Origin of the sequence: Clostridium sp. DFI.5.61, assembly GCF_024462915.1 — a bacterium.
Taxonomy (GTDB): domain Bacteria; phylum Bacillota; class Clostridia; order Oscillospirales; family Oscillospiraceae; genus Lawsonibacter; species Lawsonibacter asaccharolyticus.
Window position 1 is genome coordinate 178,553 of record NZ_JANGBZ010000001.1, and the last position, 11,097, is coordinate 189,649.

Below are 11,097 nucleotides of genomic sequence, written 5' to 3' on the forward strand. Positions count from 1 at the left end.
GATTCCTCCTTGTGTGGATTGGAGGATTGCTCCTCCGCACCATCCTATGCCGTGGGGAGAGCGGCGGCCCCGGCGGGACACAGGCGTCCCAGAGCATGTCCGCGGCGGATCGCCCTCTTTTTTTCGAGGAGCTTTCTGGATCGGGCCTGGAAAGGGCAGGAATGTCTGGATTCTCAGATTGCATTTTGTCTGGAGAGCCGCTATAATGAGAATCCGAGGAACCCACTGGGAGGAACTTGATCCATGGAACATCAGACCGTATCGCTCCCCAGAGTGATGGTGGCGGCCCCTGCCAGCTCCAGCGGGAAGACATCTCTGACCTGCGCGCTGCTCCAGGCCGCCCTGAACCGGGGAGTGGACCCCTGTGCCTTCAAATGCGGCCCGGACTATATTGACCCTCTCTTCCACCGGGAGGTGCTGAGTCTGCCCAGCCGCAATCTCGACTTGTTTTTTTCGGACGAGCCCACGGTGCGGGGGCTGATGGCCCGTGCCGGTGCGGGCCATGGCCTGGCCGTTCTGGAGGGCTGCATGGGCTTTTATGATGGGATCGCCGGAACGGAACGGGCCAGCAGCTGGCACCTGGCCAGGGCTACGGATACGCCGGTCGTTCTCACCGTCGTTCCAGGGGGCACCTCCCTCACATTGGCTGCTGTTTTGCAGGGGCTGCGGTCATTCCGGGCGCCCGACATGATACAGGGCGTCATCCTGAATCAGTGCTCCCCGAAGCTCTGCCGCCATCTCACACCCATTTTGGAGAGGGAGACCGGCCTGCAGGTTTTGGGGCATATCCCGCGGATGCCGGACTGTGCGCTGGCCAGCCGCCACCTGGGCCTCATCACGGCGGCCGAGGTAGAGGGGCTTCAGGAGAAGATCCTGCGTCTGGCCGGCCAGATGGAGGAGAGCGTGGACCTGGACACCCTGTTCGCCATTGCGGCTTCAGCCCCCCCTTTGACTGCATCGCTGGAGACAGCGAGGCCCCGGAGCGGCGGCGGGATACCCATCGCCGTAGCACGGGACCGGGCTTTCTCCTTTTATTACGAGGATAACCTAGAACTGCTGGAGGAGCTGGGGGCGGAGCTGGTGGAGTTCAGCCCCCTGACCAGCCGGCACCTGCCTTCCGGGGTAAAGGGCCTGTATCTGGGCGGAGGCTATCCGGAACTGTATGCCCGGCAGCTGAGCCGGAACAGGGCTCTGCGGGCGGAGATCTGTGCGGCAGCCCGCGCCGGGATGCCAGTGCTGGCGGAGTGCGGCGGTTTTCTCTATCTCCAGGAAGAGCTGGAGGATGAAAACGGTGTCTTCTGGCCCATGGCGGGGGTCCTGTCCGGCAGGGGGAAACGGGCATCCGGAACCGGCCGCTTCGGCTATATCTCCCTGACGGCGGAGCAGGACACCCCTTATCTTCCTCGGGGGGAGACCATCGCAGCCCACGAGTTCCACCGCTGGGACAGTGGGGACAACGGAACGGCCTGCCGGGCGCAAAAGCCTGTGACAGGCGAAGCGTGGCTCTGTGTCCGGTGTGAGGGAGCCCTGTTCGCGGGATTTCCGCACCTGTATTTTCGGTCAAATCCGGCCTTTGCGTCCCGGTTCGTGGCGGCGTGCGGGCGATTTCAGGAGGGAGCATTATGACGACCAGCGTATTGAGTATCGCGATCTCCGGCATCACGCCGGCGGATCAGGGGGCTATGGCGGAGGCGGCCCGCCGCTGGGACTCCATCGCCAAGCCCATCGGGGGCCTGGGTCTTCTGGAGGAGGCGGTGATCCGGGCCGCCGGAGTCCAGGGGACCGCGGATGTCAGTCTGGACAGAAAGGCGCTGGCCGTCTTCTGCGCAGATAACGGTGTGACTGAGGAGGGGGTCACCCAGACCGGGCCGGAGGTGACGGCCTCTGTGGCGGCCTCCATGGCCTGGGGGGAGGCCTGTGTCTGCCGCATGGCCTGGACCGCTGGAGCACAGGTGTTCCCGGTGGACATCGGGATCGCCCACCCGGTGGAGGAGGGCGGCCTGCTGCGCCGCCACGTGACCCGTGGGACCAGGAGCATCGCCAAGGGCCCTGCCATGACACGGGACGAGGCGGTGGCCGCAGTGGTCACCGGCATCACGCTGGCAGAGGAGCTCAAGGGCAGGGGATATCGCCTGTTGGCGGCAGGGGAGATGGGCATCGGCAACACCACCACCGCCGCCGCCGTGACAGCAGTGCTGCTGGGGCGGCAGGTGGAGGAGGTGACGGGCCGGGGCGCCGGCCTGTCAGATGAAGGGCTGGAGCGGAAGATCGCCGTGATCCGCAGGGCCATCGAAGTCAACGCCCCTGACCCCCGGGACCCGCTGGATGTGCTCTCCAAGGTGGGAGGGCTGGATATCGCCGGTATGGCGGGCTTTTATCTGGGGGCCGCCCTCCACCATGTGCCTGTGGTACTGGACGGCGCCATCTCCGCCGCGGCCGCCCTGCTGGCTGTGCGGCTCTGCCCGGACGCGGCCAAGGCCCTCATCGCCAGCCACAGGTCAGCGGAGCCCTCCAGCGGCCTGCTCCTGGACGCCCTGGGGCTGCGCCCTATTGTTTCGGCGGACCTGAAGCTGGGAGAGGGGACCGGCGCCGTGACCATCATGCCCATGCTGGATATGGCCATGTCCATCTATCGGGACATGGCCACCTTCCAGGGCCTGGGCATCCCGCCCTATCGCCGCCAGAGCTGAGATGGAGGCACTGGTTTACGGCGGCGCGGCCAGCGGCAAGAGCCGGTACGCGGAAGATCTTCTGTGTGCACTGTCCTGTGAGGGGCCTCGGATCTATCTGGCCACCATGGAGGCGATGGATGAGGAGAGCCGGGCGCGGGTCCGGCGCCACCGGGCCCTGCGGCGGAACAAGGGCTTCTCCACCCTGGAGTGCCCGCGGGACCTGGGCGGGCTGACCATCCCGGTGGGGAGCAGCGTGCTGCTGGAGGATCTGGGCAATCTGTGGGCCAATGAGCTGTTTTCCCCTTCGGGCTTCGACCCGGATGGGGCCCTGCTCCGGACGGCGGAGGGGTTGGAGCGGCTCAGCGTCCAGGCCCAGAACCTGGTGGTGGTGAGCGCCGATGTGTTCGGAGAGGAGGTCCCCTGTTCTCCCGAGACGGCGGTCTATCTGGACGGGCTGGCCCGCCTGCACCGGCTGGCTGCAGGGCGGTGCGGCCGGGTAATAGAGGTGGTCTGCGGACTGCCGGTGATCTGGAAGGAGGAGTGCTGTTGAGGTATCTGCGGGCGGTCTCTATGGCCTTCTCCATGTACTCCCGTCTTCCCATGCCCTGGGTCCGGTGGTCCGACGACTGCCGGGCCTGGGTTTTGTGCGCGTTTCCCCTTGTGGGGGCTGTCCTGGGTCTGCTCCTGCTGGCCTGGTCCGCGCTGGCGGATCTGCTGACGCTGACGCCGCAGCTCCGGGCAGCGGGGGCGGTCCTCCTGCCGCTGGCCTACACAGGTGGTATCCATATGGACGGCTTCTGCGACACCTGTGATGCGCTGGCCTCCCACCAGGACCGGGCCCGGAAGCTGGAGATCCTGAAGGACTCCCGCGTGGGGGCCTTCGCGGTGCTGGGCTGTGTGTCCTATCTCCTCCTGCAATACGCCCTGTGGTGCCAGCCGGGCTGGGAGAAGGAGGATCTGTGGGTACTGGCTCTGGTCCCCGTGCTCTCCCGGGCCATGTCGGGGTACGGGGCGCTGACCCAGCCGGGGGCCAGGGCGGACGGCCTGCTGGCCGCCTTTACGGAGCAGGAGCAGGGGAGGGGGCGGCAGCGGTTTTTGCTGTTTCTGTGCGCTCTGCTGGCGCTGGCCATCGGGATGCTGGGGGTGGGCTGCGCCGCTGTGGCCGCCGCCATCCTCGTCTATCTCTGGTATATCCAAATGGCCCGTCGGGAGTTCGGCGGTCTGACGGGTGACCTGGCGGGGTGGTTCCTTCAGGTGTGCGAATTGGGCTGTCTGGCGGCGATGGTGTTGGCGAGAGAGATAGCGGAGGTGTTGATATGATCCTGATCGTGGGCGGCCTTGGGGCAGGAAAACGGGACTTCGCCCGGCGTGAGTTGGGGGTCCGGGAGGAGGAGCTGTCCCCGGTCCTGGGGCCTGGGACACAGGTGCTCTACGACCTCCATGCGCTGGACCCCCTCCCGGATCTGGAGGAGCTGATGGGACTGCGGGCAGTGATCTGCAACGAGGTGGGCTGCGGCCTGGTCCCCATCCAGGCGGAGGAACGGCAGCGGCGGGAGGCGGTGGGCCGCCTCTGCTGCCAGCTGGCGGAGAGGGCCGAGGCGGTGTACCGGATCTCCTGCGGGCTGGCTATAAGACTAAAATAGAACAGACAGAGAGGAATAGACATGGAATTGCTGATGATCCGCCACAGCTCCACCAGAGGGAATCTGCTGCGGCAGTATGTAGGCTCCCAGGACCACCCCCTGGCCCCGGAGGGCGTGGCGCTGGCGGAGCGCCGCCGGGGGGAGATGCCTCCCATCGATGGGCTGTGGGTCTCACCTATGCTCCGGTGCCGGCAGACGGCTGAGATCCTGTTTCCCGGCGTGGAGCAGCGGCTGGTGGACGCGCTGAAGGAGTGCGATTTCGGAACCTTTGAGGGCAAGACTTGGGCAGAGCTGAAGGACGACCCCATCTATCAGGCGTGGCTGGCGGGGGACCCCCACATCGCCTTTCCCGGAGGAGAGGTGCTGGGGGAGCACATCGCCCGCTGCCGCCGAGGGGTGGCCCATGTGGTGGAGCAGGCCCGTGCCCTGGGCATGTCCCGGCCCGGGATTCTGGCCCACGGCGGGACCCTGATGTCCGCTATGTCCGGCTTTGCGGTGCCACATCAGGATTTTTACAGCTGGCTGCCCAGCAACTGCGGCGGATATCTGGTCCGGGTGGAGGAGGGGGAGGACATGGCCTTCACCCTGATTGAGACGCTGTGAGCCGCCTGTGGGTCCTTCTGGCCGCTGCCGCGCTGGACTGGCTCCTGGGGGACCCGGCGTGGATGCCCCACCCCATACGGCTGATGGGATGGACCATCAGCCGCCTGGAGACCGGCCTGCGGCGGCTTTTTCCCAGGACGCCGGGAGGAGAACTGCTGGCTGGCGGGGTGCTGGTGCTGACCATGGTCCTGCTCTTCGGAGGGGGGAGCCTGCTGCTCCTGGCCGCTCTATATGCCCTCTCTCCGGCGGCGGGGACTGCGGCGGAGGTCTGGCTCAGCTATCAGCTGCTGGCCGCCCGGTGCCTCCGGGATGAGAGTATGGCGGTGTATCGGGCCCTGACCGGCAGGAGCCTCATGGACGCGCAGAGGGCGGTTGGCCGCATTGTAGGACGGGATACCCAGTGCCTGGACCGGGACGGCGTGACCCGGGCCGCAGTGGAGACGGTGGCAGAAAACACCTCTGACGGCGTGATCGCTCCCCTGTTCTGGCTGGCTCTGGGCGGGCTGCCCCTAGGCATGGTGTACAAAGCTGTCAATACCATGGACTCCATGGTGGGATACCGAAACGAGCGATACCTCTTTTTCGGCAGGGCTGCGGCCCGCACCGACGACGCGGCCAATTATTTGCCAGCCCGGCTGTCCGCCCTGCTCATGTGCCTGGCCGCCGCTCTGCTGCCTGGATTCCGGGGGCGGGACGCACTGCGGATCTGGCGCAGGGACCGGCGTAAGCACAAGTCCCCCAACTCCGCTCAGACGGAGGCGGCCTGTGCCGGGGCGCTGGGGGTCCAGCTGGCCGGGGATGCCAGCTATTTTGGGACGCTGGTCCGAAAGCCCACCATCGGGGAGGTGGAGCGGCCCATCCGGCCGGAGGACATCCCGACGGCCAACCGACTGATGTACGGGACCGAGGTCCTGTGTCTGGCCCTGTGCGCCGCAGCGGCAGTGCTGTGTTCTCACATATTCAGATAGGAGGGAGCGAAATGGAGGAGAGGACCCACGGTGGCGACATCTATGGACTGGAGCGGTCTGTGCTGGATCTGTCCATCAGCCTGAACCCCTTGGGGGTGCCGCCCTGCGCCATCCAGGCGGCGCGGGAGGCGCTGGAGCGCTCTCCCGCCTATCCTGACCCCCTCTGCCGTGGCCTAAGGCGGGCCATCTCCGCCCGGGACGGCGTTCCAGAGGACTGGGTGCTGTGTGGGAACGGGGCCTCTGACCTGATCGACCGGCTGGTCCGAGCCCTGCGTCCGGACCACGCCCTGGTCCTGGCCCCGACCTTTTCGGAGTACCACAGGGCCCTGTACAAAAATAATTGTAAAGTTAAATTCCATTACGCAAATATGCACGAAGATTTCCGCTTTTCCAGCGCTCTGCTCGGAAAAATTTCCCAGGAAATTGATGCTGTGTTCCTCTGTGATCCCAACAACCCCACAGGCACACTGATCTCTCACCAGCTGTTGCGGGTCCTTCTGGCCCGCTGCCGGGAGGCCGGAGCACTGCTGGTGGTGGACCAGTGCTTTCTGGAGTTGTCTCCAGGGGAGCCGGACCGGCTGGTTCGGGAGCTGGAGGGCGGAGGGCTGCTGCTGCTGCGGGCCCTGACCAAGAGCTATGCCATGGCCGGGCTGCGGCTGGGCTACTGCCTGTCCGATGACCGGACGCTGCTGGCCGCTATGGCGGAGGAGGGCCCGCCCTGGCCGGTGTCACAGCTGGCACAACAGGCAGGGATATCTGCTTTACAGAATGCGCCGGACTGGCCATTTCGCGTCCACCAGCAGTTGGAGGAGGAGCGCTGCTATCTCTCTCAGGAACTGAGCAGGCTGCGGTTCCACGTCTACCCAAGCGACTCCAATTTCCTGCTGTTCCAGGGGGAGGAGGGCTGGCGGGAGCGCCTGCTGGACCGGGGCATCCTGATCCGGAGCTGCGCCGACTTCCAGGGGCTGGGTCCTGGCTTCTACCGCGTCTGCGTCAGGAGCCGCGGGGAAAATCAGAGGCTGATCCAGGCCATTCAGCAGGAGAGGGAGGCTTTCCATGGCTAGATCCATTATGATCCAAGGGACCATGTCCAATGCGGGAAAGAGCGTTCTGGCGGCGGGGCTGTGCCGTATCTTCCGGCAGGACGGGTACTCTGTGGCTCCCTTCAAGAGCCAGAATATGGCGCTGAACAGTTTCATCACCCGGGAGGGACTGGAGATGGGGCGGGCCCAGGTGATGCAGGCGGAGGCGGCCGGCGTGGAGCCCTCTGTGCGGATGAATCCCGTCCTGCTCAAGCCCACCAGCGATGTGGGGAGCCAGGTGATCGTCAACGGGGAGGTGGTGGGCAGCATGTCCGCCGCTGCCTACTTGTCCTACAAAAAGCAGCTGATTCCCACTATTCTGGAGTCCTACCACGCCCTGGCCCAGACCCACGATATCGTCGTACTGGAGGGGGCCGGCAGCCCCGCAGAGATCAACCTGAAGGCGGAGGACATCGTGAATATGGGGATGGCCCGGATGGCGGGGGCGCCTGTGCTGCTGGCGGGTGACATCGACCGGGGCGGTGTCTTTGCTGCCCTTTACGGGACCATGGCCCTGCTGGAGCCTGATGAGCGGGCTATGGTGAAGGGGACTATCATCAACAAATTCCGGGGCGACGTGGAGATCCTCCGCCCCGGTCTGACCCAGCTGGAGGAGCTGACCCATGTGCCGGTGGTAGGGGTGGTGCCCTGGATGGAGCTGGATCTGGATGAAGAGGACAGCCTCTCCCAGCACTTTTCTGCTAGACGGGAGGGGAAGCCCCTGGACGTGGCGGTGATCCGCCTGCCACGCATCTCCAACTTCACCGATTTCGCCCCTCTGGAGCGCCATCCGGCGGTAGGACTGCGCTATGTGGACAGGGTCCAGGCACTGGGAAGGCCGGATCTGGTCATCCTCCCAGGTACGAAGAGCACCCTGGCCGACCTGTCCTGGCTTCGGCAGAGCGGGCTGGAGGGGACGATCCTCCGGCTGGTGGGAAAGGGTGTCCCAGTTATCGGGATCTGCGGCGGATTCCAGATGCTGGGCCGCACTCTGGAGGACCCCCAGGGCGTGGAGGGAGGCGGCTCCATGCATGGGATGGGACTCCTGCCGGTGGCCACCACCTTTTCTCGTAAAAAGTCTAGAGAACAGAAGTGTTGTCAAGCGGATCTACCTGACGGATTTTATGGACGGCTCAGGGGGTGTCCTCTGGAGGGCTATGAGATCCATATGGGGACCAGCGGGGGAGAGAGCATCTTCACCGTGGAGGGCCGGGTGCTTGGGACCTATCTCCACGGACTGTTTGACAGCGGTGCGTTCACCTGCGGGCTGGTGGATCTGCTCCTGGATGAGAAGGGGGTGGAGTGGAACGGAGAACAGTCCTGCACCGAGGACGCCCGTACCTTTAAGGAACGGCAGTATGACCGGCTGGCTGACATGCTGCGGCGGAGCTTGGACATGGAGGCCATCTATCGAATTTTGGAGCAGGGCCTGGAGTAGGCTGGCCAGAGAAAGGAGAGCAGTATGATTTTTCGCTGTTCAGACCAGGGGTGCGGCTATTTTGGAGAGGGGCCCCGGCTGCCGGAGTTCTGTCCCCGCTGCGGCAAGCGGATGCTCCAGGCGGCGGAGGGGGAGATGACCGGAGATGACTGGTCCGCCCTTGGTGTCTTCTGGATCAGCCGGCCCGATAGGAAAGAGAGGGGACTGGCCTGCTTCCGCCGCTCCGCCGGAATGGGAAGCGGCTGGGGGACCTGCAACCTGGGCATCTGTATGGAACAGGGGCTCGGAGTGGAGGCCGACCCCCGCCAGGCTTTCTGGCTTTATCAGCAGGCCGTGGAGATGGGGAGCCTGTCGGCGGTGTGCAATCTGGGCGTCTGCTATGAGCAGGGGATCGGCACCACTTCAGACCAGAAAAAGGCGGTGGAGCTGTTCCGGCGAGCGGCGGAGCACGGCTCCTCCCGGGGGCAGAGGCTGCTGGCCCGCTGTCTGGAACAGGGGCTGGGACTGCCCCAGGACCAAAAGGCTGCCCTGGAATGGCTGCGGACCTCCGCCCTTCAGGGGGACGCCTCCAGCCAGGCGGAGCTGGCCCGGCACTATGAGTTTGGCATCGGGACGGAGATCTCCCCCAAGCAGGCCGTACAGTGGTACCGCCGTGCGGCTCAGGCAGGGGATGCGGACGGACAGTGCTGTCTGGGCTGGCTGATGGAACACGGAAAATGGGTGGAGCAGGACGCGGACGGCGCGGTCCAGCTCTATTCGCAGGCGGCGGAGCAGGGGCACAGCCGGGCCGCTCTGCTTCTGGGGATCTGCTGCCTCAATGGGACCGGGATGCCCCGGGACCCAGACCGGGCCTGGGACCTGTTGGTCCGGGCATGGGAGCTGGGGGCCGAGTCTGCGGCCTGCGAGCTGGGACAGATGTGCCTGAAGGGGGATGGGGTCCCTCAGAATGACCAGGAGGCGGTCCGCTGGTGGACCCTGGGGGCTCAGAAGGGGGACTCCACGGCCCAGTATGATCTGGGATGGTGCTGTGAGAAGGGCCGGGGGATCGGACAGGACTATGCTCAGGCCGCCTACTGGTACCGCCGCTCTGCGGACGGAGGGGACAGCGATGCTATGTGCAACCTGGGCTGGCTCTATGAGGCGGGCCAGGGCGTGGAGCAGAGCTGGGAGAAGGCGGCGGAGTGGTATCTGCGGAGCGCCGAGGCCGGGAGCGGCCGGGCCATGGGCAACCTGGCTTGGTGCTATGACAACGGAAAAGGCGTGGAGCAGGACCACGCCGAAGCCGCCCGGTGGTTCCAGCGTGGAGCCGAGTCTGGAGACGTACGTTCCATGTACTGCCTGGCCTGGGACTATGAGCATGGGGAGGGCGTAGAGGCCAGCCTCCCTCTTGCCGCGCACTGGTATGAACAGGCATCTGAGGCCGGAGACGCGGAAGCCAGCCGCTGCCTGGGGTGGCTGTATGAGACAGGGCAGGGCGTGGATCAGGACGGGAAAAAGGCCGCAGCTTTGTACCGCCGTGCAATGGAGGCGGGCAGCATCCGCGCCATGGGAAATCTGGCCTGGTGCTATTCTGAAGGGATCGGGGTAGAGCAGGACCAGGTCCAGGCAACAGAGCTGTATCGCAGAGGCGCGGAAGCGGGCAACCCCCGCTCTATGAGCAGCTTTGGATACCGGCTCCTCCACGGCAGCGGCATTGGGAAGGATGACAAGCAGGCAGTCATCTGGCTGCGAAGGGCTGCGGAACAAGAGCAGGACAACGCCATGTGCAACCTGGGGTGGTGCTATGAGCGTGGACACGGTGTTCCCCAGGACTGGAAGCAGGCCGTGGAGTGGTATCGGCGGGCGGCACAGGCCGGAAATACTGTTGCGATGGGAAATCTGGGCTGGTGCTATGAAAAGGGAAAAGGTGTGGAAAAAGACCCGGCAGCTGCGGTAAGCTGGTACAGGCAGGGAGCAGAGCGGGGTTCCGTCCGATCCATGTATGAACTGGGCCGGTGCTGTCAGGGCGGCATTGGAGTTGCAGAGGACCTGAAGCAGGCGTTGATCTGGTTTCACAAGTCCGCCGAAGTGGGGGATGCCGACTCCTTGGGGCTTTTGGGCTGGTCTTATGAATACGGCATCGGGACAGAACAGGATTACGCCAGGGCAGTCGAATATTACCGGTGTGCGGCAGAGAAGGGGAATGCCTCCAGCATGAACAATTTGGCGGAGATGCTGGCAAATGGAAGGGGAGGGCCCCGAAATTTCGAACAGGCTATGTTTTGGTATCAGCGTGCAGCGGAGGCAGGGAGTGTCTGTGCGCTCTATAACATGGGCTGGCATGCAGAACAGGCGGGCCGCATCGCAGAGGCGCTGGACTGCTACCGACAGGCCCAGCAGTCCGGGGATGAGGCTGCCTTTTGGGCACTGGGGCGTTTTTATGAGATCGGAATTGGAGTAGAGCAGGACCCGAAGCAGGCGTTTGCGCTCTACCAGGCGGGTGCGGAAAAGGGAAACGTCAACTGCCGCTGCCGCCTGATTCGATGTTATGCTCTGGGGATCGGAACGCCGCGTGATCCGGACACGGCCCGGCAGCTGGGGCGTGCGCTGCTCTGTGAGAAGCTGGACCCCTGGGACTTAGAGGACTATGGCTGTCAGCCGGAGCTGGAGCAGCTTCTGCAGCTTATGGATACATTAGAGACCTAAAAAGCT

Annotated in this window: 10 protein-coding genes; all 10 read left to right on the forward strand. The window is 65.0% G+C overall.

Annotated features, from left to right (window positions below):
- Positions 1 to 243: 243 nt before the first annotated feature.
- From NE584_RS01310 to NE584_RS01355, 10 genes are read left to right on the forward strand one after another with little or no spacing between them, the layout of a single operon-like run.
- Positions 244 to 1,626: a cobyrinate a,c-diamide synthase gene (locus NE584_RS01310; RefSeq protein ID WP_256181472.1), complete on the forward strand. Its 1,383-nt coding sequence runs from the start codon at positions 244 to 246 to the stop codon at positions 1,624 to 1,626.
- The gene (cobT, locus tag NE584_RS01315) at positions 1,623 to 2,690 is read left to right on the forward strand and encodes a nicotinate-nucleotide--dimethylbenzimidazole phosphoribosyltransferase (protein WP_256181473.1); all 1,068 of its coding nucleotides are present in this window, start codon (positions 1,623 to 1,625) and stop codon (positions 2,688 to 2,690) included. Before NE584_RS01310 ends, cobT begins: the two co-directional genes overlap by 4 nt.
- A 1-nt stretch (position 2,691) precedes the next feature.
- Positions 2,692 to 3,222 (forward strand): bifunctional adenosylcobinamide kinase/adenosylcobinamide-phosphate guanylyltransferase, encoded by a 531-nt coding sequence (locus tag NE584_RS01320; RefSeq protein WP_256181475.1) that lies wholly within the window; start codon positions 2,692 to 2,694, stop codon positions 3,220 to 3,222.
- Positions 3,219 to 3,992, forward strand: coding sequence for an adenosylcobinamide-GDP ribazoletransferase (locus NE584_RS01325; protein WP_256181476.1), 774 nt, complete (start codon positions 3,219 to 3,221; stop codon positions 3,990 to 3,992). The genes NE584_RS01320 and NE584_RS01325 overlap by 4 nt, the downstream gene beginning before the upstream one ends.
- A complete protein-coding gene (locus NE584_RS01330) occupies positions 3,989 to 4,315 on the forward strand; it encodes a bifunctional adenosylcobinamide kinase/adenosylcobinamide-phosphate guanylyltransferase (RefSeq protein ID WP_256181477.1) in 327 nt (108 codons plus the stop codon). The genes NE584_RS01325 and NE584_RS01330 overlap by 4 nt, the downstream gene beginning before the upstream one ends.
- 21 nt (positions 4,316 to 4,336) lie before the next feature.
- The gene (locus NE584_RS01335; RefSeq protein WP_256181479.1) at positions 4,337 to 4,918 is read left to right on the forward strand and encodes a histidine phosphatase family protein; all 582 of its coding nucleotides are present in this window, start codon (positions 4,337 to 4,339) and stop codon (positions 4,916 to 4,918) included.
- 5 nt (positions 4,919 to 4,923) lie between these two features.
- The gene (gene cbiB, locus NE584_RS01340; RefSeq protein WP_256181513.1) at positions 4,924 to 5,886 is read left to right on the forward strand and encodes an adenosylcobinamide-phosphate synthase CbiB; all 963 of its coding nucleotides are present in this window, start codon (positions 4,924 to 4,926) and stop codon (positions 5,884 to 5,886) included.
- Positions 5,887 to 5,897: 11 nt separating this feature from the next.
- Entirely contained in the window at positions 5,898 to 6,950 is a 1,053-nt protein-coding gene (locus tag NE584_RS01345) for a histidinol-phosphate transaminase (protein ID WP_256181481.1), read from the forward strand.
- Complete coding sequence (locus NE584_RS01350) at positions 6,943 to 8,406, forward strand: cobyric acid synthase (RefSeq protein ID WP_256181483.1); 1,464 nt, start codon at positions 6,943 to 6,945, stop codon at positions 8,404 to 8,406. The genes NE584_RS01345 and NE584_RS01350 overlap by 8 nt, the downstream gene beginning before the upstream one ends.
- A 24-nt stretch (positions 8,407 to 8,430) precedes the next feature.
- Positions 8,431 to 11,091 (forward strand): sel1 repeat family protein, encoded by a 2,661-nt coding sequence (locus NE584_RS01355; RefSeq protein WP_256181484.1) that lies wholly within the window; start codon positions 8,431 to 8,433, stop codon positions 11,089 to 11,091.
- Positions 11,092 to 11,097 lie beyond the last annotated feature (6 nt).